Below are 25,953 nucleotides of genomic sequence, written 5' to 3' on the forward strand. Positions count from 1 at the left end.
AGTTGGTGCGGAAGTCCGGGGGCATTTGTTCCCGGGCTTTTTTGATTTCAAACTACATATTGAAGGGTTTCCATAAACTCTCCTTTTACAATTCCCAATGACCATCCAAAGTGGATGATCCCCGGCAACAGGTTTCCATTTGAACAACCATCAAGACATTTTATGATTTTTTGATAAAACGAAACAAAATGCAAAGGTTTGCATAAAATAACAGGTCATTTCTTCCATATAATTGAACAAATAGGATTTATTTGTTTACTTGAACAGACTAAAGCTCCATCATTGTGTATACCATATTACGAAAAGTCACCCTTGTCGCATTTCTTTCAACTGTGTTCGGATGCGTCAACCCAACACAAAAATCCGCCGATAACGAAGACTTGTCGCAGAATAGGGACAGACCCAATATCCTCTTTGTTTTTGCGGACGATCAGTCATGGTTGCATACCAGTGCATTTGGGGACAAAGTGGTAAAAACCCCTGCATTTGACAGAATTGCGGAAGAAGGGGTCCTCTTTACGCATTCTTTTACAGCCAGCCCCTCGTGTACCCCATCCAGAAGTGCGGTCATCAGCGGCCAGGACATATGGCGTATAGGGCAGGCTGGGGTTCTGTTTGGCTCCATTCCTGCCGATCTGAAAATTTATCCCCATATGTTGGAAGAATCGGGCTATCATGTGGGCTATACCGGAAAAGGATGGCTTCCTGGTGACTTTGGGGCCTTGGGCCTCAAAAAAGACCCTATTGGCACCCCATACAACAGCAAATTGGAGGGGCATCTTGCCCGTGGAGTGGACAAACGGGACTATACCAAAAATTTCAAGGATTTTTTAACGGACCGCAAGGACGGGCAACCCTTCTGCTTTTGGTTTGGATCCACTGAGCCACACCGGGTCTATGAAGAGGGTGTGGGGAAAATGAGCGGAAAAAAAGTGGAAGATGTGGAAGTGCCCCCTTTTTGGCCCAACGATGATGTGGTGAAAAGCGATATACTGGATTATTATTACGAAATAGAGTGGTACGACTCCCATTTGGCCAGTATGCTCAACATATTGGAAGAACAGGGAGAACTGGACAATACGCTGATTGTCGTTACATCGGACAATGGGATGCCCTTTCCCCGGGCAAAGACCACCTTATATGATTGGGGAACCAGAATGCCTTTGGCCATACGTTGGGGCAACAAGATCAAAGGGGGACGAGTTGTGGATGACCTCGTGTCCCATACCGACTTTGCGCCCACTTTCCTTGAAGCTGCCGGCTTGGATATCCCTACCGAAATGACAGGGAAAAGTCTACTCCCCATCCTCATGTCGGAGAAAGAAGGTGAGGTTGAAAAGGAAAGGGACCATATTTTTACCGCAACCGAAAGACATACATGGTGCAGGCCGGAAGGGGCCACATATCCAGCCCGCGCCATTCGCTCCAAGGAATATCTGTATATCCGAAATTTTGAATCGGAGCGGTGGCCCACAGGAGGACCGGATTTTGTTTCATCCAACCGAACCTATCATGGCGATGTGGATGCCAGTCCCACAAAGACCTTCATCCTAGAACATGCTGCGCAATACCCTGAGGAATATGAATGGAATTTCGGAAAAAGACCTATGGAAGAACTTTACAAGATAGCCGACGATCCAGGTCAGACCAAGAACTTGGCGTATGATCCAGAATACCAATCCTACAAAAATGCCATGTGGAATCAACTCAAAACACATTTGGAAGAAACAGGAGATCCCAGAATACTGGGGCTCGACCCTTGGCAGGGATACATCTACCACCAAATAGATGGCTTCGGGGCCAGCTACAACCTAAGCCTTCCTGAAGATGTAAGGAACAGGCACGCTTTAAGACCAGGCAACTAGGCAGGTTTTTTCGGGACACTTCGATTTTGAACTCTCTTCAACAAACCAAAAAATGATTCAACGAATAACTGTTTTCTTTTTTTGTTGCCCAAAAGGACCTTTAAGATTAGTGCACTTTGTAATTCCATTGCTGCTATCTCCTTTCCCGATATGGTCCCAGAAAGTGAGGAATGTTCCCGAAGCATTCAAGGCCATCGACACCAGCCCAACCACAGTCCATATAAAAAACACCCTCGTTGTTCCTACTGAAAATGGGCATTTTCAAGGGATTCAGGTAATGGAGACCCAGGGAAGAAAAAAACTTTTGGTTTCCGGGAGTTCATTACACCAATCTTATATCCTACAAATGGATATGGAAAGCCAAAAGACCGACACCCTTATCACACTCATGAAAGAACCGTTCCGGCATGCAGGAGGAATCCAAGTGAGCAATGGATATCTTGCGGTAGGGATCGAGGACAATTTCAAAAAGACCAGTGCAAAGGCCTGCATCTACAATTACGGGAATGGCAATCTTTATAAGTCGATACCCGATGTCATCATCGATAGGACAGGGGAAGCCAAAAGGCCGACAAGCGGCGCCACTGGACTACTAAAACTCGGCGAGGGTTACTTGATGGTGGTGGCCAACTGGGATTCCCGAATCTGGGATTTTTATGCTGTTGAACCCGAAAGTGGAAAGTACAGGTTGCTTAAAAGTTTTGACGCTCCAAAGGATTGGGCAAGTTATCAATCCATCAACCTCATCATGGATGAAAAGGACATCTTTGCCATCGGGTTCTATGCGGAAATGAAAACCGGGTGTGCCGACCTTATTTATGTGAGCAGTATTAATCAATTCGAACCACAAATGGAAAAGATTGCAACAAAGCTTTTCACTTGTACAAATGGAGTGGATTTTATTGGTGCTGCAGGCTTAGAGGTTGATTATGGGGAGAAATTGCATATTTGGGCGACCCAAAAAAATGCCTCCGAAGATATTGCAATCAACATATTTTCACAAAAATAAGGGGATTCCCTAGCTACTTTCTCAAAAACTTCCCTAAACTGCTTTTCGACTTTTATAGGAGGTTATTATGTCTTAGCTGTACTAGCCACTACTTAACCTGACAGTTTTGGTTAATCTGACACTTGAAAAGAACTTTTAAGCTCATTGTGATCGATAAGCTTTTCTTTTGCTAAAAGTATGGAATCCTCGAAAGTCTGCAAAGGTGTCTTGCCATAGCAGTGTTTTCCTGTGTGCGTCCTCTCGGAGTTGTACCATCCGATCCACTGATCCAGGGCATTCTGCAACTCTTCAATGGACTTGTAGACCTTCTTTCTAAAGGTGACAAAGAAGAATTCATTCCGCATGGTCTTGTGGAAACGTTCACAGATTCCATTGGTCTGCGGACTCTTTGCCTTGGTCTTGGTGTGGTCGATGTCCTCAATGGTCAGGTAAAGCGGGTATTCGTGGTGCTCCCGTTTTCGACAGTACTCGGTTCCCCTGTCGGTCAATATGCGCAGCAAGGGAGGCCCTTTCTGCTGAAAGAAGGGGATTACCCTGTCATTGAGAAGGTCGGCGGCCGTAATGGCGTTCTTGCGGTCATAAAGCTTTACGAACGATACCTTGCAATAGGTGTCGATAAAGGTCTGCGCATAGATCCGGCCGATCCCTTTGACGGAACCGACATAGTAGGTGTCCTGTGCGCCCAGATAGCCCGGATGGTGCGTTTCTATCTCCCCGTGGGCCTGTTTCTCCTCCTTTGCACGTTCCAGGGCCTATAACTGGTCCTCGGTCAGTAGGCGGATTTGACCTCCAAGGCCTTCAACCGCTTTTTAAAGGTCTCTAGGTCATGGCGCAACCAAACACTCCGTACACCACCGGGAGATATGAACGTTCCCCGCTTCTTCAGTTCATTGGAAACACGTAACTGTCCATAGGCAGGAAGCTCGGTGGCCATCGCTACAACGGCCTTCTCAATTTCTTCGCCGATACGGTTCTTCAGAATTGGCTTCTTTCTCGAAATTTCTTGGAGAGCCAGCTCTCCACCCTGTTCATAAAGTTCTTTGAACCTATAAAAACTATCCCGACTATATCCCATGACCTTACAGGCTTGGGATACATTGCCCAACTGCTTGGCAAGTTCCAGCAGTCCTAACTTTGGTTTGATAATCTTCTCTTCTGTACTCATCTGACAAATCTAATTTAAGGGTTAAACTAATTTATTAAGATTGTCAGATTAAGTCTTAACTATTACAGCTTAGCTTCTGAAATTGTTCTGTCTTATTGGAATAAATCTGCATAACCTTCTGCATGTCCTCCCTATTTTCCCTTGTAAGATGTAAGCTCCCCCTAGATAGAACTGCTCATTTTTCTATAACTTCATCAAAGTTATCGTTTTTAATTCCTTGAGCGGTACCGCACAAGGAATTAAGCTCCAGATATTGTTTGGGGGACACATATCCCAGGGCCTTGTTAGGTCTGTAATTGTTGTAATCGTCCATCCAAATCCGTGCCTGTTCCCTTACCTGATCGATGTCCTCAAAGATGAACCTGTTGAGGGTCCCTCTCCTAAAACTGCCGTTGAACCGTCCCATAAAAGCGTTCTGGGTCGGTTTTCCCGGTTGTATATATTTGAACTCTATTCCGTGCATCTCGCTCCATTGGGAGGTGAGCTTTGCTATGAATTCAGGGCCGTTGTCCATTCGTATCCGCCTGGGCTTCCCCCTTCGGTTTATCAGATGGTTCAAGACCCATACCACCTGGTTGCTTGTCAGGGAAAAGTCCACTTCGATGTGCAGCGCCTCTCTGTTGTAATCGTCCATGATGTTGAGTGCCCTGAACCGCCGTCTGTTCTCTAGGACATCGGTGACAAAGTCCATGCTCCAAGTATGGTCCGCCTCCGCTGGGACCTCCAAAGGTTCCATTACACGTGACGGCAGGCGTTTCTTTGCCTTTCTTCTCAAGGGCAGTCCAAGTGCCCTGTAGACACAGTAAACGCGGTTATGGTTCCATGGCCTCCCCTCCGCCCTCAAACGGTGATGGGCTATCCAGAAACCCTCCTCCGGATGTTCCCTGGCCTTTTCCCGAAGGGCCTGTTGAATCTCGCCGTCATCCTTTGGCAACGGACTGTAATAATAAACGCTCTTGCTGATATTAAGGACACAGCACGCCCCTGATGCCGTAATGGGCAAAATCCTTGCCAATGCTTCGCTTACGGCAGGACCTCAGAGCTTTTTTTCGATGATCTCCTTTGCCATTTGGTGGTCCAGGGCCAAGGTGGCGTACATCTGCTTGAGCTTGCGGTTCTCCTCCTCGAGCTCCTTGAAGCGCTTGAGCTCCTTGCCGCTCATACCGGCGTACTTCGAACGCCACTTGTAAAATGCCGCAGAGCTGACCCCGTGGTCACGGGTTATCTCGGCAACGGACTTGCCGTTGTCGAACTCCTTTAAAATCATTGCAATCTGTGTTGGTGAAAATTTGCTCTTCCTCATAACGCTGTTTAAAATTAAGATTATTATTCTACTTTTAAACAGTTCGGTTTTAAGGGGAGCTTACAAATTACTCATCGCCATTACCCCGGCTTCTTTTTAATTCAACATTTTGTTTAAACCTTCTTTCTCAAATAAAATCCGACCAACCTTTATGTCCGACCAACCTTTTTTTAGCTGATAAGTAAAAGTAGGGGTGTTATCAATCAACTCACAATCGATATAATAATTTTCAATTTGTCTGTTTGAAACACTTTTTAGCTCTTGAATGTGAGTAGAAATAAAAAAATATGACTTTTTGAATTTGCTTAATCCATTTATTGTTGTTCTACAAATTTCAAAACCATCTTCCACATTTGTACCACTAAAAAGTTCATCAAAAACAGCAAAGCATTTTTTCCCATTTGTTACTTGTTCGACTACTTTTTTAAGGTTCATCACTTCGGTCATAAAATGGCTGTATCCGTTTAAAATATCATCTCTTCTGTTGATTTCAATTGAAAAGTAATCACAAAATGGAATTTCCCCTTTTGATGCTGGTATGCCAAGTCCTAAATGACCAAAATACATACAAAGTCCAATAGCTTTAAGAAAAGTTGATTTTCCAGACATATTTGGTCCGTTTAACACGATTACATTGCTGCTGGTTTCCAGATTGTTTTTGACTGGATTTTCTAATAATGGATGGTAAAAATCACTAAGATTGATCTTGTCTTTGGTAAAAATTGGAAATGAAAAATTGTTTTCTATGATCCCTATATGAATCGATAGATATGACTCGAACAGAAAAAAAGCTTCCCAAAAAGGCCTTACCAATTCCTTCCTTTTTAGTTCATTGATTTTTTCTGTCAATTCAATTACATGATTGTCCTTAAGTCCCTTTTCTCTAATTATATGCTCAAACTTATGAAGTCCAAAACTTGATAGGAACTGCAATATTTGTTTTATGTTCAAAGCATATTCCTTTGGAAAAGCTTCTAATCTCAATCTGGTAAAATATTTGGACTCCAAACGATGGAAAAACAAAACCAATTGATTAAGCTTGCTTGTATATCTTGCTTTCTCTTGTTTTGAAGCAAACAGTTTATATTTCAGCTTTTTCTTTGAAAGGTCCTCGATTTTTTCATCATTAAGGAAAAAATGAACTTCGTTTAAGTATAGAACAGTATATGAATAGTCCTTTAGTATTTTCTCATTTTCAGAAAATCCTTTAAGGATATTCTGCCGTTGAATTATGTCCGTAGTCGATTCTAATGGTTTTCCAAGAATTTCAAGGATTTTGTTCCTTGAAAATACATTCAGAGAATAGTCGAATATTGGTAAAAGTTCACTTTCTATATTTAAGTCTTTAATATTATTCATTTTCTATTCAAAGAGTTCGGTTTTCAACTTGCAAGTAACTAGATAATATGGATGTAAAATACATCTATATACTGCTAAAATGGAGTAAAATTGATGAATTTGATCAATTCTTACTGGAAAGCTTTACTTACCAACCATTTTTTCAACCAGTATCCTCATATCTTCTCCTACTTTCTTTTCCAATACCCTAGCATAAATTTGTACGTCTTCAAACGAATCTGAACTGGCCCAGTACAAAGTTAAGTCATAGTTTCAACTTTTGAATTTGGTGCTCTTTCCTTCTTTTGAGCATCGTTCTTTTCTTTATCGATTTACGGTTTTCCAATATTTTCTTGTCCAATCCAAAATATACGGTTGCAGGGGTCAGGTTGTCCAATGATTCGTGGTATCTCCTGTTGTTGTAATAGTCCACGAACTCTTCCAACCTTTCCTTGAGTTCCCCAGGCAGATAATAGTTGTCCAGTTTGATGATGTTCTTCATCGAACGGTGGTAACGCTCTATCTTGCCCTGTGTCTGTGGGTGTTTGGGCTTTCCCCGGATGTGCTCCATCTCCCTTTCCGTTATGAACTCCTTCAGTTCGCCACTGATGTAACAGGGCCCGTTGTCGGAGAGGAGCCTTGGCGTTTTCCCCTTGGGCAGCGACACTTTTTCCAGTGACCTTCCCACTGTTTTCTTCACGTCCCCCGCGTTCATCGAGGGGCAGAGTTCCCAATGGACGATATAACGGCTGTAATCGTCCAGGATGGTCGAGAGATAGTACCACCCCCATCCCACGATCTTCAGATAGGTGAAGTCCGTCTGCCACATCTGGTGGACCCTTGTGGTCTTGTCCCTGTACTCCTGTGAGGCGGCCATGGTATCAAAGGCAGGGCATGTCACCAGTCCACGGGACTTCAATATGTGGTAGACACTGCTCTTCGAGATATAGTACTCCCTTTCATCGGTCATCTGGCAGGCAAGTCCAGGGCAGGATTCCTCCGGGAAGTCCAAGGCCATCTCCACGACCTCCGACCTGATTTTGTCGGGTATCCTGTTCCAATAGGTGTTCCTGGCCCTTTGACTAGGGGCTAGGCCGTCAAAGCCCCCTTCGAGGTACTTGCCGTACCAGTTGTAGAAGGTGCTCTTGTTGACGCCTATTTCCTTCAATGCCCTGTTCACGCCTATCTCGGATGTCTCCACGAGCCGTATGATCTCATATTTCTCCTGTTGGGTAAATCGCATGTACTTCCTCCATTTTACCCTAAGCCATTCGTACTTTTTTTGAGCACACGGTTCTGGAGCAGAAGCTCCGCCACCGTTTCCTTGAGTTGGGAGTTCTCCCCACACAGTTCCTTTATCTCACCGGTATTGGCCTCACGCAAGGTGTCGCCCATCAAGCGTTTCTTCCCAGCCTCCAAAAAGTCCTTGCTCCAACGGTAGTACAGTGCCGGGGCGATTCCCTCTCGCCTGCATATACCGGATACCGATTCCTCGCCCTTGAGCCCTTCCAGTACGATACTGATCTTTTCCTCCGCGGAGAACTTGCGCCTTGTCTTTCTCTTGATGTCCTTTACGATTGATTCCGTGTTCTTCTTCTTTGTCATTTTAAGTGATTTAAATGGTTAATGAATCCATCTTCAAGGCTAGCCTTGAAGATAACAAAACCATCACTTATCTTTAGACCAAGTTCAGTCCACTTTTAGTTGAAGATTAACATGCAAAAATGGCGGTTCGTCGGGATGACTGAATCATCGACCAAATCTTATATTATTGAAAATCATTGTTTTACCACTGAAATCCTAAAGATATTCCCGTTAAGAACACGGAAAGCAAAAAACAACTTTTGAACACAACCTTTATGTGTTTCAAACTATTCCAAGTTAAGAAATCAAAAATTCCTATTGTAGGAAAACACAGAAAATTTCAAAATGTAAAATCAAATAGATTTGCCTAGATTTAATGAACAAAAGAATAGTGAAAAATAAAAGGGTTATTCCCAAAACACTTTTAGAGCAATAAGCATAACATGATCAAAACGCTTTTTACAGAATTCAGGACATTGACGTTGATTGTAATTATCATACTTCTCACTATTACAATTGCTTTAGTCTTTAACTGGTTCCTAAACCGTTTTATCAAAAAATCCTTGCTGAACCATCACAAGGATTTGACCGGGTTTCTCTTTATCAAACATATTTCTACCGCACTGATCTATGTGGTGGGCATTGCATGTGCCTTGGTACAGATTCCTGAATTCAAAATTGTCGGTCATTCCCTTTTGGCAGGTGCCGGTGTTGTTTCCCTGATTGCAGGCCTTGCATCACAACAAGCGCTTAGCAATATCATGAGCGGCATCTTGATTGTCATCTTTAAACCTTTCCGCGTGAATGACAAGATTACCATCCGTGAAAGTTTTACTGGAATTGTTGAAGACATAAACCTACGTCAAGTGGTGATTCGTGATTTTGAGAACAATAGAATCATTGTCCCCAATTCAGTGATAAGTTCCGATTTGATCATCAACGCCCACTTGGGGGATACCAAGTGTTGCAAAATGATTGACATTGGCATAGGATATTCCTCAAATGTTGAAAAAGCCTTGGATATTATGAAGGAAGAAGTAGCGAAACACCCACTGCATATCGATCCCAGAAACAAGGAGGATTTGGAGAACAAAGTTCCTCCTGTGATTGCCAGGGTAACGGCCCTTAACGATTCATCTGTGAACCTGCGGGTGTGGGCGTGGGCAGCCAATTCTGCCGATGCCTTTGTCCTTCAATGCGACCTTTTACAGAGTATCAAGATAAGGTTTGATGATGCAGGTATCGAAATCCCATTCCCCCAAAGAACCGTTACATTCCCCAATACCATGGACAAAAATGAAATCTAATGGAAATCAAGAACACCAACCACGTCTATAAAAAAAATTTAAAACCATCGGAACGTTTCGCCATATGGATTACGGATCGAATTGGGACCATCGGTTTTTTTATTCTTATCCTAGCATGGACCATATTTTGGCTAGGATGGAACATGTTCGCACCCGTCAACTTCCGGTTTGATCCCTATCCCGCTTTTGTGCTTTGGCTGTTCATTTCCAATATGATCCAAATATTCCTGATGCCCTTGTTGATGGTAGGACAAAACCTTCAGGCCAAAAGAGCAGAGATCAGGGCTGAAAACGACTATAACGTCAACATCAAGGCCGAAAAGGAAATAGCACTTTTGATGCAGGAAATAAAGGAATTGAAAAAAATGCTTTCGGAAAAATCATCTAAGTAAACCCTACTTTTTTTCTTCTAGGATTTCCATAAGCTTTGGCATTTTCTTCAACGTGGACTCGTAACCGATTTCAAAAAGTGTTTTGGATTCCTTGATGTCAAACATATTGAAACGATAGCTGTCCTCAATTTCCAAGGCCAAATCGCATTCCTTGAGGCGGGGATAGACAGTATTCCAAATGGCCAATTGAAAACAACGGGAACCAACATTCCGTCTTCCCTGGATATCATACCTTTCTTCATGGGGACAGACACTGGAACCGATAACAGTATCACAGCTGGCCATCAGGGGCTAAATGGGCAAATTATTCAACAAACCCCCATCGACATAGGTATATCCATTGTGAACAATTGGTTTGAACAGTAATGGTAAGGCGCATGATGCCAACAAGGGAACGATGTAACTACCCTCTGAGGCTATTTCAAACTTTCCTGAATTGATATTCGACATACAGACATGAAGTCTGTTCCTAGGATTCTCGTGCCCAGGTATATGAATATGGGCTTCAAGAAATCTCTTCAAAAAAGTAAGCTCGGTAACTCCCTTATTGAATATTCCCAATTTAAAGATCTTTAAAAACTCCTTTTCGTGTGAAAGGTCAAGAATCTCCAACGGGGTATATCCAAAACAGTACAATGCCGCGATGATACTTCCCGCACTGGATCCGGAAACATCTTCCGGAAATATTCCGTGCTCATTCAGGGCCTGAAGGACCCCTATATGGGCAGCTCCCCTTGCACCTCCTCCTGACAAAGCAATTCCAATCAATGGCATCTTTTAAATTGTTTCTACTCCTTCAACAATTTAAGTATAATTGGAAGTACCACCAATAGCAATGGCAATGCAAAGACCAACCCCCCAATAACAGCAATCGCCAAGGGCTGGTGCAACTGGGCCCCTGCTCCGATACCCAGGGCCAAGGGGATCAAGGCCATGATTGCGGCAGTGGCCGTCATTAATTTGGGACGCAATCGTTGCGCTATGGAATATTCGATCTTTTGAAGATGTGATAACGAAACATCACATTCTTGGTACTGTCGATAGGTAAAAATGGCATTCTCCCCGATAATCCCAACTATCATAATGATACCAGTGTAACTCCCTACGTTCAAAGGTGTTCCTGTCAATAATAGACTCAACAGACAACCTGCAACCCCTAAAATGGCAATGAATATGATGGCAAGAGCAATCTTGATCCTTCTGAACAGAAACAATATGACGGTAAAGACCAACAGTACCGCGGCAATCAAAATGAGCATCAATTCCTTAAAGGCCTGTTGTTGTTGTTGGTATTCCCCTCCATATTCAATATGATACCCTGGGGGAAGGCTGATCTTCGTGGACAGATTGCTTCGGATATCGGTCAAGGTCGACCCCAGGTCCCTGTTGTTCAAGCGAGCCGTAATGACCCCCATGGATTTTTGGTTTTCCCGATTGATCTCTGCCACACCCTTCCCTATTTCGATTTTCGCCACCTTTTGTAAGGGTACGATATCCCCACTGGGCAATTGCAGGGTCATTTGTTGGATATCCGAAACCGAATTGGTGTTGGTGCCGGGAAACACCAACCGGATGTTCACGGCCTGTTCCCTTTCAATGATACTACTGATGACCACCCCTTGTATCTGGGTTTCCAATTGCGTTTGAAAATCGGCAGGGGTCAATCCCAATTGTGCCAAAATGGGTACGTTGGGCTGTATGAGCACCTCGGGGCCTGCCACAATGATTCCGTCGCTCACATCGGCCGTACCATTTACCTGCTCCACCAATGTTGCGATCTGCCGGGAAAAATCCTCCAATTTGCCAATATCATCACCGAACACCTTAATCTCGATAGGTTGTACGGAACTCATAAGATCCCCCAACATATCACCGATCACTTGCCCAAAATCTACCGTCAGAGGTGGCACCGCCGCTTCAATTCGGCTCCTGATCTCATCGGAGACCTCACTGGTGGTCTTTTTCCGTTTATCCTTTAGTTTTATTAGATAATCCCCTCGGTTCTGTTCGGTTATAAAAAACCCCATTTGTGTACCCAAGCGTGCAGAATAGGCTTCCACCTCCGGTTGCTCGTCCAAAATCCGGTTGACCACCTGTAGCATCCGATCGGTCTCCTCCAAAGTGGTCCCCGCAGGACTGTAATAGTCCAAAACAATGCTGCCTTCATCCATTTCCGGTAAAAATCCGGACGCCAATTTCGAGGGAACCAGCCAAATGATGACCAAACATCCTAGGGCAAAAAGAATTCCAATCATCGGTCTGGTCAGAACCATATGGATCCATTGGGTATTCGTATGATGTTTTTTCGTGATTTTCTTTTTCGAGGCAAACAGCATTGAAAGTACGGGAACCACAAGCCATGTCACCAAAAAGGAACAGGCCAACGCAATGATCATACTAAACGCCATCACTTTGAAATAGGCCCCTGCCACCCCTGTCATCAGCACAAAGGGAATAAAAATCACCAATGTGCTCAAGGACGACCCTACCATGGCCGGAAATAAATGGGCAATGGCCTCCTTGGACCACCATGCAGCGTTCTGGTCCGGATGCTCCTCTTTTATCTTATGCACCTGTTCCACGATGATGACCACATCGTCTATCATCAAACCGATGGCAGCAGCAATGGCACCAAGGGTCATGATATTGAAAGTGTAACCAATGGCATCCAAAACAATAAGGGTCAAGGAAAGGGAAAGGGGAATGGTAAAAAGTACCACCATACTGGCCGAAAAAGACCGTAGGAACAGGATGACCACCAATAGGGCCAGTACCAGACCTATCCAAAGTACATCCTTGATACTGCTGATACTGGTATTGACAAAATCCGCTTGTTTGTAATAGGGTAAGAGTTTTACACCCTTTGGGAGAATGGACTCCAGTTCCCTTACCTTTTTTTCAATAGTGTTGTTGACCTCCACAAGGTTGGCATTGGGCTGTTTGATGACAGCGATCAGGGGAACATTTTTACCATTGGCCAAGATCTTGGTATAGGATTTGGCCTCGGTCACTTTGACCTCGGCAATATCCTTCAACCGGATCAAACGATTCGGGGAGTTGATGATGACCAGGTTGCGAAGATCATCCAGATCATCGATGGCATTGTCGGTCAGGGTAAGGTACAATCGATTGTAATCGGATGCATATCCGTTGGATTGCAAAATATTGGAATTGACCACGGCACTGGTAACCGTAGCAATCGAAATACCAAGGGTATGGATGACATACGGTTTCAACTCGATTTGGTATTCCTTGTCCTTGCCCCCTATCACCGCAATGTCAGACACACCCGGCGTGGCGGCCAAATAGGGCTTTATCTGATATTTCGCTATTTTTTTTAAATCCACTTGGGAGAGCCCCTCCCCTTCCAGGGAATACCCCATTACCGGCAGAATGGAGGGGTTCATTTTCTCTACGGATGTGGTCGTATTGGGCAAAATATCCACTTGGGACTGGTTGATAAAGGATTCAATCTGCGATTTGGCCGTATTGATATCGGTACTCCAATCCAAAAAGACCGAAATCTCACAACTGCCCCTTGAGGTGGTACTACGGATATATTGCAACCCTTCCGTTCTTCGGATGATATTTTCCAAGGGGATGGTCACCGTGGTCATCATTTTGTCCACAGGTTGCTGACCCGCATCCGCGATCACTTTGATCTTCGGAAAGGTGATATCGGGAAACAATCCCGTCTTCAGTCCCCTATAGGAAAAAACACCCCCGATCAATAACATCAGGGCTATGGCCAAAAGCGGGTATTTGTATTTGGAGTAGGAAAGCTTCATTATTTTTCGATACTGACTTTGGTGGAATCCTGCATTTGATAACTGCCCTCGGTCACCACCTTGTCATGGATTCCCAGGTTTTTTGACATCACCTCGATCAAAGAATCGTTTTTGAGGCCCGTCTCGACATCTTGTCTGACCGCCAGGGTGTCACCCAAGACCTTCATGACCCAAAAATCGGTCAACAATTCATTGGATTGTAGGGCGGAGTGTGGCACGGCCATGGCATTCTTTTTTTCCTTGTAGACCGTCTTGACCTGCACGTTCAGGTTTTCGGGAAGTTCTTGGTCGGGGAGTTCGATCAAAAATTGTTGGGATTGGGGAACAGGGTCGATCACTGGAAGGATGGCCGATATTTTGGCCTGTATGACCGTTCCGTTCTGCAACATGATCTCGCAAAGGGTCCCGATATCGATATGGTCCCCATATTCATAGGGCACGTTGACTTGGACCACGAGGGACCTTGGTTCTGAAATTATGGCCAGCACATCCCCTTCCGCCACATAATCATTACGCTGCACATTGAGTTGGGCTATGACCCCAGTACCATTGCTAATGACTGAAATAGGCCCTGAAAGCTTGGCCAAGGTACTATCTATCCTTACGGCTTCGGCCAGCGCATCCTGTTCCTTGGTCCTGACCGTGGCAAAGGTTTGTCCAGCACGGATATGGGACCCCAATTTATGGGGCAACCAAGAGACATATCCCGTAACATTGGAACGCACATTCTCCTTTTTCTGGTACAGGGTCACTCCATTGAAGGTAATATATTCCTTGATGTCACCTTGTTGAACCGCAGCGGTCTTTACCTGAATGGGCACTTCCGATGTGGTTGTGGTTTGGGGGTCACTTTTACAGGAACCCGCGGAGGTCAAGACCCATATGTAAAGAAAGGTGTACCATAACTTTTTCATCATATCACCAGTTTGTATAGTTATATTGGTTTCGCAACAACCAGAGGTTGGTCTGGGCCTGCAGTTTGGCATAGGCCGTCAATTTATAGGTTTGGACCAGGTTCAAATAATCGATTACGGAAGCAAGTCCCTGAACCATTTTTTGTTTATAGATTTCCAGGATGTTCGACTGCAGTTGCAGTTGTTGTTCCATCTGTTTTAAATATGCCGTTTGTCCCTCCATCTGCATCTGAAGGCTTTCAAGGGTATTTTGGGCCTGGGTCTCATTGTACTTCTTATAATAATCCAGATTGTCCAATTTCAGTTTATTTTGAAGCTCGTTGTATTTTTTCTGGTGGCCATCATAAATCGGTATGGTCAACCGGAGGCCTGCACTGAGTCCGAACCTGCGTTGAAGGTTGTTCAGGTCCACTGCATTCAATCCAGAGTTGCCATACACTGAAACCTGTGGCCGATATTGGTTCTCAAATACATTTTGATCGGCGGACATCTGAAGGCTATCCAGGGCAAATCTTTTTTCGAAGAGCAGGGTATCCTTTTGGGACGTTGTTTCTATTTGGGGTTCGGACAAGGGGTCGAAGTTTGAAAGGGTCATCCCTGACAAGTTACCCATTTGGGTATAGAGGTTCTTGAAGTTGATATCGATCTGATCCAATTCCAATTGTTTCGTCCCTATATCCGATTGGATGGCCAAATAGTCACTTTCGGCCAAAATGCCCCGCTTTACCAATAACTCCATGACCTTTAACCGATTATTGAGATCTTTAATGATACCAAGGGTAAAATCCTTTTGGAGTTGCAATTGGTAAGTGAAGATATAGAGGTCCGTGATGTTCTTGACCAGATTTCTGGTCATTTCCTCCTGTCCCAAGGCCAGGGATGCATTGGACAATTGGTTTTGGAGCAACAGATTGTCCACAATCGTCTTATTGAAAATGTTTTTGGTAATGTTCACTTGGGCGGAATAGAGTCCCCCATTGGTAATGCCCACATCATACCCCAGTGCATTGACGGAAGGGTTTGTGGTCACATCCAAAAACTTGTCGTTACTGTTGAAATAAGGAGCCACCAAAACTTCGGAGGTGGCATTGATCTGAAAGGCATTGTTCTGGGCCCTGATGATTTCGTTCTGTAGTTCCCCTACCTTTTGAAGGTTGGCATTTTCCAAAAGCCCCGGGGCATTTTCCTCGGCTTTGGTCACAAAGAATCCAAGGGATCTTTCCTGTGCACAGCTGTGATGTACCAATCCGAACAAAAACACCATACACACAAAATACCTCATAATCAAACCATTACTGTTTTTCAAATATATCATTCTATTTCAAAATCCATGGACAACACCACATCGCAAAAACCCCGATTCAAGATGCTTGCCCTTTTAGAACTTATAGACCACCCCAAGGGCATATGAACCGTCCCCACTTTGGAAGCTCACATCAAAATGTTCCTTCATGTAGGGGGTGGTGAACAGATAGGTCGAGGCAATTCCAGTCAAGGCCCCGCCCAAAATATCCCATCCATCGTGCCTATCGTTCACCCCCTCGATCCTACTATAGGCCACGTAGGCAGCTACGGCATAGGCAGGGATTCCATATTTCCAACCGTACCTCCGTTGTAAAAAGGAAGCACCCTGAAAAGCAAATGAAGTATGCCCGGACGGAAAAGCATGACCATCGAGCCTACCTTCCGGCCTTGGTTTGTTGATGGCATATTTCAAGATCCATGTGGCCGTCAAATTGGCGGTTGCCGATTTTCCCAATTGCCAAAACCCTTCCTTGTCCCCTTTGGCCAAAACGGTGATCAACGAGAAGGCCGTTGGGGCGAATTGTGCATAATCCCCGATCTTTTCAATGGAAGTTTCCATTGCAATCTCTTCTGCAGCTTCCGATTGTTGCCCCTGCATGCTGTTCAGGGCCAACAAAAAACACAATAAAATGGCATACTTTACCATGACGTATCAATTTTATGGTTCATTTATAATTTCCGTATCAAGTCGGCCCCGTAAAGTGGCCAGGTGTTGCTGTTTTACTGGTTCAAGCTCCCTTTGTCCAAAGGCAGTGAAATACCGGTGTTCCTCCAAGAAGGAAATATTGAGCAAGACCCAATCGCGTTCGGTATAGGACCACCCATGAAAATGCTGCCACTCTTCCCGTAACAACGCGTTCTTTGAAAAAAAGGATGCAGTTCCCAAATGGAATAGATCAGCGTCACAAAGGATCTTTTCCAATAAGGTATCGGGGGATTGTGGCATTCTAGTGGCCATGATACAGGCCTGTACCGTTTGTAATGTTTCTTTTGGATACTTCCATGGTTCCAGGAACTTTGTTGCCATGGCATTGCTTTGGGCCTCATGCCCCTCAAAACCGGATGCATTTCCCACATCATGGAACAAGGCCGCCAATAGCGCCGGCTCCAATGCCTTTTCCGACAGCCCTTCGTCCCTCCCGATCACCCGGACATGGTCAAACACTTCCAAGGTATGTTGCGCATTGTGGAACGGTAGGGACCCACATCGGCCTCCTTTCAAGAATGACACGCAGAATTGCCTGGCCAAGGAAAGGATATCTCCTGAGTTATGGGTTCGATCCTGATGTTTCATCCCTTCTTCCAAGGTTTTACTTTGGTTTTATACGAAGTCCACATCATTTAAAAGGTATAATTAAATCCAATGACGACCCCTTGTCCATCGCTTGAAAAAGTGAGTTCCATGCGATCTTCCTTATAGGGCCTTGTGAACAGATAGGAACTCCCGATGCCCACCACCGCTCCCGCAAGGACATCCCAACCATCGTGTTTGTGGGCCTGGATACGGCTATAGCCCGTAAATGCCGCCAAGGCATAGGCAGGCGCCCCGAATTTCCAACCGTAACGTTTTTGTAAAAAGGCAGCACTTTGAAAGGTCGTGGAGGTATGGGCCGATGGAAAGGCACGGTACCCATTATCATAGGGCCTTGGTTTGTTGATGGCGTATTTCATCCCAAGGGTCACGGCCTGGTTCAATGCAAACCCTTTGGCAAACTGCCAACTTCCCTCCTGGTCCCCGATGAGCAATGTCCCGGTAAGACTGGCCACAGGCAGGGAAACCAGCAATACGTCCCCTGCAGTTTGTAGTGTCTTGTCCTGGGCATGGGTGTCCCAAACCGTACAGGCCAAAAGCAGAAACAACCCAAAGGTCGATATGTTTTTCTTGATTCCAGTGGCTCCAAAAAACCGTACTTCCATGATGGTATAATTCGTTTGTGGGATTGGCATCAAAGATCCTCCCCTAACATTATGGAACCAAAGTAGTACTGAAATCTAAAGACAATTTTAAGTTGCGCCCGAAGTACTATCCATCATCCTTTTGGTCTGGGCACAATTACGGTCAAGGCTTTCTTTTCAATACCGATGGAAATCGTATTGTCCTCCATGGGATGGAACTCCCCATCTATCTGGGAATCGAAATGGGCACCAGGCAGTCCTGATAGATCAAGGCCTGTGGTTTGAAAATGTGTTGCTTCCTTGAGCAAATGCGGCTTGTTCATCAAGAGCAGAACACCCAATACCAACATTTTGAACCTGTTGATCTTGGTAATGACCAATACATCCAAAAGCCCATCCTGTAAAGATGCCTGTGGCGTAAGGCTCAGGTGATACCCCATCACATTGGTATTGGAAACAAACACCAGAAAGGGGTTTGTCCTCCATTGCTTCCCATTGACCTTGATCCCGATTTCCTGAGGTTTCTTCAATTCCTTGAAGGAAGTCATACATGCCCCCAGATATCCGGATAAAGTGCGCCTATTGGAAGATTCATAATTCTTGATGACACTGGCATCAAAACCTACCCCGGTGTTACTGAAAAAATAGCAATCGTTCATCCGACCAGCATCAATGCGGATAGTATGTGCATTCCGCAAAAGTCCTAGGGCCTCACGCAGTTTTTTGGGGATATGGAGGTTGGAGGCCAAGCCATTTCCGGAGCCAAACGGGATGATGCCCAAGGGGATGCCGGTACCCACGAGACAGGAGGCCACTTCATTTATGGTACCATCCCCCCCACAGGCCACGATGATATCCGCCCTCTCAGCTATCGATTCCTTGGTCAGACTGGTGGCGTGGGTCTTGTATTGGGAATATTTTACGGTCAGCCGATGAAAGCTCTTGATAAAAAACTGATCTAAATAGGCCTCATTGAGCACCCTTTCCCCCTTGCCCGCAATGGGATTGACAATAAAATGTATTCTCTGATGCCCCATCAATCCCGAAGTTTAAGTCCTCCGTTGGAATAGAGGAAATCAGCCACCTGGTACCACGAAATGGCCTCATCGAGAAAAGCCCGGTCCGTGGGGATACTTTTCAGACTGTTGTCGGAAGGATCCCAATCATAGAAATTGGCATTCTTTTGATCTCCAAGCACCATGACCTGGTTCCCTTTCAACAACCCCAACTTTCTGTAGTTACCGATGAAGGCCCTTTCTTCTTCTGGTGTCATCTGTAATACATCCTTTCCAAAAAGGTTGGAGGTATAGTCCCAACCCAATAAGCCGAACAGGGTCGGAAACATATCGATCTGTGAGCAAAGGTTATTGATCTTTCCTGTATTTTTTAGAGGCAGGTTATAGATCAATGCGGGTATCTGGTAATTCTGCACATCCAATTCCCACCGGCCGGCACTACTGGCACAATGATCGGCCATGATCACAAAGACCGTATTGGCGAACCATGGTTTCCCCTTGGCCTTTCGCAGGAACTCCCCGATGGCATAATCCGTATATTTTACCGCCCCGTTCCGTCCCGTACCGGAGGGAATGTCTATTTTCCCTTCAGGGTAGGTATAGGGTTTGTGATTGGAAGTGGTCATCACAAAATCAAAAAAAGGCTGCCCTGCACCGTAGGCCCGGTCCGCTTCTTTCAAAACTTTGTTGTAGATGTCCTCGTCACAAACACCCCATGCATTTTCAAAGGTGACCTCGTCATCATCGATATTGGTCCTTTTGGTCAGGATGCTCTTATCCATTAAAAATCCACGGCCACGGTCCACAATGTTGAAACCATTGCCCCCAAAAAAGGAGTTCATATTATCAAAATAACCGTCCCCTCCATAGAAAAAGTTCCGTTCATACCCTTTTTGTTCGAACACCTCCCCGATGGTGAACAACCCTGCATTGTCCACCCGTTTGACAATACTTCTCCCCGGTGTAGGGGGAATGCTCAAGGTGATGGCCTCCATGCCCCTTACGGTGCGTGTACCCGTGGCATACAGTTGGGTAAAGAAGAGGCTTTCCCCTGCCAAGGAATCCAGATTTGGGGTCAGATCCAGTTCGTTCCCGAACGATTTCAGGAACTTTCCACTAAGGCTTTCCACACAGATAAAGACCACATTGGGCCTGACGTCCAACACAATACTGTCCGTGGGTGTTACGGTCCGAAGGATTTCATCCGCATCAGGGTGCACAAAAGTTGTCCCCTCCATGGCCAGTTCACTTTTCACACGGGCAAAGGCCTCTTTATCTTCAACGGTCATATAGAAATCCGGGAACGAAAGTTCATTGTTCCGAAAGGCCGCAAAAAAGGAATAGATACCCGCTTTGGAAATTTCGTTGTTATAGCGATTGCTTGACCATTCCGCCTGTTCATTGGTCAATAAAAATACCGAGAGCACCAAGACAACCAACCATGGTACAGCGGATAAGGACCGTTGTGCGAAATGGGTGCCGGTGGAAAAGGTCCTTTGAAAGACCCCAAACCTGAACAACAACCAAAAGGTCACCGCCACCAGTCCCAGAAGGGTCCCGATCAGCAAGGGCAAGGGATAGGATTCATTGATGTTCTGCACGACCTCATAGGTATAGATCAAATAATCCACTGCTATAAAATTGTACCTTCTATGGAACTCATCCCAAAAGGTAAATTCCCCCAGAAACGAAAAATATAGGATAAAGATGCCCAAAAAGAACCCAAAGAAGGTCAGGACGCGATCCAAGAGGGAACCGGACCATTTGGAGGGCACCAACACAAGATAGACCAGATAGGGGATCACAAAAAAGGATAGTGTCGCCAAGTCAAACACAAAACCGACCACAAACGTCCAAACAAGGGACAAGGGACCGGAATCGGTCTCCTGAAAGTCCCAAACCAACAATATGCCCCGAACCACAAGGGAAATGGACAAAAAAATAAGAACGAAAGCCCTCAACAATGCATACCGGGCCGGAAAGATTTTGGTCAACATGGTACTTTTTGAAAATCGAAGGTAGGATCCAATTCTTAAGGAAATTTAAAGTTACCCCTTTGTAAATTTTAGGTTAATCCCCTACCAAAATCCTAGAAGTAAAGCGATAGTCATCGAAGGGAATGATCTGGCTTTGGCCATCCTCAAAAAAATCGACCCCAAAAAGGCTTCCGTGGTCCACAAGTTCAAAGATGTACTCTGCCGAATTTCCCCGGTTCCGCTCATAGACCTCATATACGTCACCTTCAGGATAGGCGTTTTTGACCCTATCCATCAGCTGCTTGGGAACTTCTTCCCAATGCAGCTCCAGCTCAAAATATTCCAACAGGCCATCCAAAGTATAGCTCGCACTCATATAGTCGAATTTTTCCATATAAAAATTTACCTGCCAATGGCCATCAGGAGTATAACGCCATTTGACATCCCTTGCATTCAAGAACTTGGAGGTAAAGGCCCTATCGATGGTATCAGGTACTTTTCTGGTACAGGCCACTGCCAGCAGCAGCAAACATCCCAGAAGCCTTCCCGAACTCAAATTCACTTGGTCAAGCCAACGCTTACCTCTTGCCCCTGTAATCCATAAAATCCTCATTCCTTACATTTTATAAAATTGAATCTTCCACTCCATGGTCTTCAAGGTATTTTAGGAAAACCCACAGTACCCATGGGATTCCACTAGTTGAAAAAGGTCGGGAAGCATGAACTCCCGACCTCCATCAAAAACCAACTCAAACTCAAACCTAAACTTTAGTCTTTATCCTTTTCCCCTTCTTCATCGACGACCTGTTTATGGATCAATTTTCCATGGACATCGATACTTACTTCCAGTTCTTGTTCGTCTTTTTCCACTTCAATTTCATAGGTCAGGCCATCAACGGTCTCGGAAATTTCCGCCTCTTCGATTTCATACCCGGGCAACTCATTGTCCAAGGTAGCCCTGACGGCGTCTGGAATATCCTTTTGTTCAATTTCATGTTCCGTCTCCTTCCAAGTCCCATCTTCCAGGAAATTCGCTGAATATTCCATACCGTCCATTTTGAATTCAGCTTCCCATTCAGCATCCAATTCCTTGTCCCATTTCACTTTCTTCACTTGGGGAAACTTTTTGACAAAGGCTGCCTTTACCCGAAGGGGCACGGAACGGTTACTTGCAAAGGCAAAGAGTGCAAGTCCCAAAAGGGCAGCGAGGGGTAATCCGATAATAATTTTTTTGTTCTTCATGGTTCCAATTTTTATATCTGACTTAAAACTACAATCCAATTCTAAAGTTGGTTTAAAGCAAATCTAAAGATGGCCCCATCGCCATTCATTTACCTCCCTATATCTTATACCGAAGTCCCAATCTGAAAATCTGGGTCTCGAAATAGTTTTGGTACAGGGCCGTAAATCCTTGGTCCGTTACTTCTTGGCGGATTCCGAACCGATTGAAGATATCGGTGGCGGAGAAGATCAGTTCCGCCTTTTTGTCCCAAAAACTCTTTTTGAGGCCTAGGTCCACTGAAGATCTTGAGAGTTCCTTGCCTTGTGGAATATTCTTGTCCGAATAATAGATCCCTGTCAATTGGATGGCCAGATCATGTTCCAACAAAAACTCCGCATTCAACTTGGCATTCCAGGCATCCGCTGTGGATTGCTCCACCGTAAAAGTCCTTTCGTAGGGGAATAGCAAAGTTCCCTGATAGGCATCAATGGCATTTGAGTACCAATTAAAAGTACCCGATACCTTTACCTTGTCGGAAATATCCTGGGCCAACAACAGCTCGACCCCTGTGTTGGTGGCACTTCCCGTGTTCTGGTAAATGCGGTTGACTATGTCATAGTCCGGATTGGAAGCATCGATGCTGTAGACCCTCATATACTGGTCCTTGATCATCCTGTGGTACACTGCCGTAAAAATGGATCCTGTGGACCAGCTATATTTATGGGCCAACTCAAGGGCATTGGTGAACTGTGGCCGCAAATAGGGATTGCCCACTTTGAGCAGTTCGGGATCGTCGTACTTTGGAAAAATTCGGAGTTCCGGTTCCCCCGGACGGTCGATCCTGCGGTTGTAGAAAACCGACAATTTGTTGTGCCCCCCCAATTTATAGGTAAACCGTGCACTGGGGAACAGTTCGAAATAATCGTATTTGTCATTATTGGGATAATAACTATTGACTGGGTCCAGGTCGTAGAAAACATCGGTCTGTTCGGCACGGAGCCCCGTCTCGATATCGAACGTTTCCTTTTCAAGGACATAGTTGGCGTACCCGGCATAAAGGTTCTCCCCCCAATCCGAAAAACTGCCCAGACCGGGATAGATGATGGACTGGTTCCCCGGTGTGATGGTATAGTCCACGGGCAATCGTCTTATCCGCAGTTTGGCCCCCAGTTCCATCCGGCCCGACCGTAAAGGCCTCACATAGTCCGTGGATATACTGGTGGTGTTCTCAATTGCCCTGATATTGGTTTTGTCCGTACCGATGCGCACCGCAGAACTATCGTTCAGGGAATAGGTCTCATCCTCCAACCCCTGGGTATATTGGGCGCTGGCACTGAGGGTATGTCCCGGTTGTGCAAAGGAATGCCTATAGTTCACCGTGGCGTTGATGAAACGGGTGACCTCCTCTTCCTGCCAACTATAAAATCGGTTCCGTTGGTTGGCATCCATATCCATAAAGGCCACTTGGGCGGTATCAATATGTTTTTCGCGATCATATAGACCGGAAAAGGTTAAACTGTTGTGGTCATCCAAATCATAATCGACCCCTCCGTTGATGATGGATCGAAACTGTCTCCGGTTTTCGGGCACCTGGGAAAGTATATTACGGCCGTCATCATAATTCCTCGTGGTGAATTCATTGTTCGGTAGGGCTTCCTGAAGAATAAATTCCGATTGCAGGAAATAATTCAGTTTTCCTTTTTTATAGTTGAGATTGAGGCTCGGGATCAATTTGGGATTGACCGAGTAGCTGCCCAGATCCGTTGGGGTATCGGCCCGTCGTTTGCCCAGGGCACCGAGACCAAACGATAACCCCACGTCCCCGTTGAGCCCGGCCTGTCGTTCCTTTTTATAGATAATGTTCACGATACCCGCAAACCCATTGGCATCATATTTTGCCGAAGGGTTGTTGATGATCTCGATCTTTTCAATGTTGGACGCGGGGATATTTGCCAGCCCTTTTTGGTTCCCAAACCCCGTAAGGCTGCTCTGTTTCCCATCGATAAGGACCACCACCTTGTCACTGCCCCTGAGGACGACCTTCCCCTCTTGGTCAAAGGTGACCCCTGGCAGGGTTTTCATGGCATCCATGACCGACCCTCCTGATTGGGCTATATTATCCTCAAGGTTAAAGGTCTTTGTGTTGAGATCGGCATTGGTGGTGGCCTGTTGGCCCACTACCTCCACTTCTCCCAAACTTTGGGCACTGGGCAGCAATTCCACTTTACCTAGGTCGAACACGTTGTTCAATCCCCCTGCTACTACGGTCCGCTCCGAGGTGGCAAATCCGATAAAGGAAAAATAGAGTGCATATTCCCCCAATACCACGCCATCGATGGTAAACCTCCCCTGTTCATCACTGATCGCCCCGGTCACCAGGGCATTGGTATCCAATTCGTGTACGGCCACATTGGCAAAGGCCAAGGGTTCCTTGGATTCGGCATCCAAGATCTGACCGGAAATGGTAATGGTCTCTTGGGAAAACAAGGGGCAAGAAAAGATAAAGGAAAATAACAGGGCATATATGCTTCGCATGGAAAACGTTTTAAGTTAAATGCCAAATCTAGGATCGAAACCTTAAGGGAATTTAAAGTTTTACATTTTCCCTGATTTATTTCTTCCCAAAATGGATGGTGAACATATGCCTGTCCCCTGAAAATCGATAATCGATCCCAAAACCATAAAGGTCACAGATCCGTTTTACAATGGCCAGGCCGAGCCCAGTTGCCTTGACCCCATCGGACTCCCTATAAAATCGGTTATAAAGACTGTCGGGGTGTTTCAGGGGTGTTGTACCCGCATTTGAAATGGAAATATCATCCACCGTCGAGCCCACGACAATATCTTGTTGGGCAATATTGTATTTGATGGCATTGGAGACCAAATTGTTACAGAGCACCGATGCGAGATAGGGATCCATGTCCACCTTAATGGGATGCTCGAAATCGACCTTGATCGCATTGTTGGAAATCTCACAAAAGTCCTGGACCGTTTCCGCCATGAGCCTCGTGATATCCAATTGCTCGACGTTGGCGAACTGGTTGTTCTCGATCTTGGTCAACAAGGTCAAGCGCTTGGTCATTTGGGAGAGTCGTTGTATATCCCTTTGGATGGAGGTGAGTTGTTCGAACTGCTGGTCGTCCAATGGTTCCTCCATATTGATCACATTCTCAATCTTCGCCTGAATAATGGCCAAAGGGGTCTGCATCTCATGGGATACATCCTCCGTATATTGTTTCAGGTTCCGATAATCCGAACGGACCTTATTAGTCAAGAGCTTGATCTCTGTATTCAATTCAGAGAACTCCAGAATTTCACTGTCCATCAGGGCGATGGGAGCATCGGAGCTAAGCGAAAACCGTTTCATTTGCTCCAGGTTGTGGAAAAAAGGGGTCCACAGTTTTTGGTTCCTCGAACGATTCACATAAAACAGGAACAGGAACACTAAAAGAATGATCACCAAATAGGAAATGACCACGGCGATCAGGATGTTCTCCGATTCCACCACGAGTGCGCGAACCGTGATCCTATAATTTTCACCATTGATGGCGGAGAAGGTGGACAGTTCCCTGAACTCCTCCATTTCATCTTGAGAGGGATCATAGATGATGGTATCCTTTAGCACCTCCTTGCCCAACCGGGATACCGTTTGGATCTCGACGACCGGGGACAATTGAAAAGGCTCCGGATTTTCGATCAGGGAACTTTCGATCCGTGCCTCTGTCGAACGGAGCTCTTCCTCCACTTCAGACTGGAGCAGGTTCCTCAAATAAAAATAAAGGGCCACCGTACTGACCAACATCAACAGGGCACTGATCCCCAAAAAAGTTTTGGAGGTCTTTCGGATCAATCGTATTTTTTTCAAGGTATCCA

General features: G+C 45.4%; 19 protein-coding genes and 3 pseudogenes. 4 read left to right on the forward strand and 18 right to left on the reverse strand.

Annotated features, from left to right (window positions below):
- Nucleotides 1-284 precede the first annotated feature (284 nt).
- Together DB398_RS04195 and DB398_RS04200 are read left to right on the forward strand one after the other, a co-directional pair.
- Nucleotides 285-1,865, forward strand: a complete 1,581-nt coding sequence (locus DB398_RS04195; RefSeq protein ID WP_159076304.1) for a sulfatase family protein — start codon at nt 285-287, stop codon at nt 1,863-1,865.
- Nucleotides 1,866-1,974: 109 nt separating this feature from the next.
- Nucleotides 1,975-2,874 (forward strand): hypothetical protein, encoded by a 900-nt coding sequence (locus DB398_RS04200; protein WP_159076305.1) that lies wholly within the window; start codon nt 1,975-1,977, stop codon nt 2,872-2,874.
- Between the two features lie 110 nt (nt 2,875-2,984).
- Here DB398_RS04200 and DB398_RS04205 read toward each other — a convergent pair.
- The 4 genes and pseudogenes from DB398_RS04205 to DB398_RS04220 form a co-directional block, all read right to left on the reverse strand.
- A pseudogene (locus tag DB398_RS04205) lies at nt 2,985-4,039 on the reverse strand (IS481 family transposase).
- 175 nt (nt 4,040-4,214) lie between these two features.
- A pseudogene (locus tag DB398_RS04210) lies at nt 4,215-5,342 on the reverse strand (IS3 family transposase).
- Nucleotides 5,343-5,438: 96 nt separating this feature from the next.
- A complete protein-coding gene (locus tag DB398_RS04215; protein WP_108423143.1) occupies nt 5,439-6,701 on the reverse strand; it encodes a MutS-related protein in 1,263 nt (420 codons plus the stop codon).
- Nucleotides 6,702-6,945: 244 nt separating this feature from the next.
- Nucleotides 6,946-8,285: pseudogene (locus tag DB398_RS04220) on the reverse strand (IS3 family transposase).
- Between the two features lie 542 nt (nt 8,286-8,827).
- Here DB398_RS04220 and DB398_RS04225 point away from each other — a divergent pair.
- Nucleotides 8,828-9,571, forward strand: a complete 744-nt coding sequence (locus DB398_RS04225; RefSeq protein ID WP_234416048.1) for a mechanosensitive ion channel family protein — start codon at nt 8,828-8,830, stop codon at nt 9,569-9,571.
- A complete protein-coding gene (locus tag DB398_RS04230; protein ID WP_108423145.1) occupies nt 9,571-9,963 on the forward strand; it encodes a DUF1003 domain-containing protein in 393 nt (130 codons plus the stop codon). Before DB398_RS04225 ends, DB398_RS04230 begins: the two co-directional genes overlap by 1 nt.
- A gap of 3 nt (nt 9,964-9,966) precedes the next feature.
- Here the strand turns inward: DB398_RS04230 and DB398_RS04235 are convergent, their stop codons facing one another.
- From DB398_RS04235 to DB398_RS04300, 14 genes are all read right to left on the reverse strand, one after another.
- Nucleotides 9,967-10,248 (reverse strand): hypothetical protein, encoded by a 282-nt coding sequence (locus tag DB398_RS04235; RefSeq protein WP_108423146.1) that lies wholly within the window; start codon nt 10,246-10,248, stop codon nt 9,967-9,969.
- 6 nt (nt 10,249-10,254) lie between these two features.
- Nucleotides 10,255-10,731 carry a patatin-like phospholipase family protein gene (locus DB398_RS04240; RefSeq protein WP_159076306.1) on the reverse strand — a complete coding sequence of 159 codons (477 nt, stop codon included), beginning with the start codon at nt 10,729-10,731 and terminating at the stop codon, nt 10,255-10,257.
- A 20-nt stretch (nt 10,732-10,751) separates the two neighbouring features.
- Nucleotides 10,752-13,751, reverse strand: a complete 3,000-nt coding sequence (locus DB398_RS04245) for an efflux RND transporter permease subunit (RefSeq protein ID WP_108423148.1) — start codon at nt 13,749-13,751, stop codon at nt 10,752-10,754.
- Nucleotides 13,751-14,668, reverse strand: a complete 918-nt coding sequence (locus DB398_RS04250) for an efflux RND transporter periplasmic adaptor subunit (protein ID WP_159076307.1) — start codon at nt 14,666-14,668, stop codon at nt 13,751-13,753. Before DB398_RS04250 ends, DB398_RS04245 begins: the two co-directional genes overlap by 1 nt.
- Before the next feature lies 1 nt (nt 14,669).
- Nucleotides 14,670-15,947 carry a TolC family protein gene (locus DB398_RS04255; protein WP_159076308.1) on the reverse strand — a complete coding sequence of 426 codons (1,278 nt, stop codon included), beginning with the start codon at nt 15,945-15,947 and terminating at the stop codon, nt 14,670-14,672.
- Nucleotides 15,948-16,043: 96 nt separating this feature from the next.
- On the reverse strand, nt 16,044-16,616 hold the full coding sequence (locus tag DB398_RS04260; RefSeq protein WP_108423151.1) for a phosphatase PAP2 family protein: 573 nt from the start codon (nt 16,614-16,616) through the stop codon (nt 16,044-16,046).
- 12 nt (nt 16,617-16,628) lie between these two features.
- Entirely contained in the window at nt 16,629-17,264 is a 636-nt protein-coding gene (locus DB398_RS04265; protein WP_108423152.1) for an HD domain-containing protein, read from the reverse strand.
- Between the two features lie 47 nt (nt 17,265-17,311).
- The gene (locus DB398_RS04270; protein WP_108423234.1) at nt 17,312-17,887 is read right to left on the reverse strand and encodes a phosphatase PAP2 family protein; all 576 of its coding nucleotides are present in this window, start codon (nt 17,885-17,887) and stop codon (nt 17,312-17,314) included.
- 113 nt (nt 17,888-18,000) lie between these two features.
- Nucleotides 18,001-18,903: a diacylglycerol/lipid kinase family protein gene (locus DB398_RS04275; RefSeq protein WP_108423153.1), complete on the reverse strand. Its 903-nt coding sequence runs from the start codon at nt 18,901-18,903 to the stop codon at nt 18,001-18,003.
- Complete coding sequence (locus DB398_RS04280; protein WP_108423154.1) at nt 18,903-20,879, reverse strand: LTA synthase family protein; 1,977 nt, start codon at nt 20,877-20,879, stop codon at nt 18,903-18,905. Before DB398_RS04280 ends, DB398_RS04275 begins: the two co-directional genes overlap by 1 nt.
- Nucleotides 20,880-20,952: 73 nt before the next feature.
- On the reverse strand, nt 20,953-21,471 hold the full coding sequence (locus DB398_RS04285) for a hypothetical protein (RefSeq protein WP_108423155.1): 519 nt from the start codon (nt 21,469-21,471) through the stop codon (nt 20,953-20,955).
- A gap of 155 nt (nt 21,472-21,626) precedes the next feature.
- Entirely contained in the window at nt 21,627-22,100 is a 474-nt protein-coding gene (locus DB398_RS04290) for a PepSY-like domain-containing protein (protein WP_108423156.1), read from the reverse strand.
- A gap of 97 nt (nt 22,101-22,197) precedes the next feature.
- Complete coding sequence (locus DB398_RS04295) at nt 22,198-24,615, reverse strand: TonB-dependent receptor (RefSeq protein WP_108423157.1); 2,418 nt, start codon at nt 24,613-24,615, stop codon at nt 22,198-22,200.
- Between the two features lie 76 nt (nt 24,616-24,691).
- A complete protein-coding gene (locus DB398_RS04300; RefSeq protein ID WP_470295052.1) occupies nt 24,692-25,945 on the reverse strand; it encodes a sensor histidine kinase in 1,254 nt (417 codons plus the stop codon).
- Nucleotides 25,946-25,953 lie beyond the last annotated feature (8 nt).

The sequence above is a fragment of the Flagellimonas amoyensis genome, assembly GCF_003058265.1.
GTDB classification, from domain to species: Bacteria; Bacteroidota; Bacteroidia; order Flavobacteriales; family Flavobacteriaceae; genus Flagellimonas; species Flagellimonas amoyensis.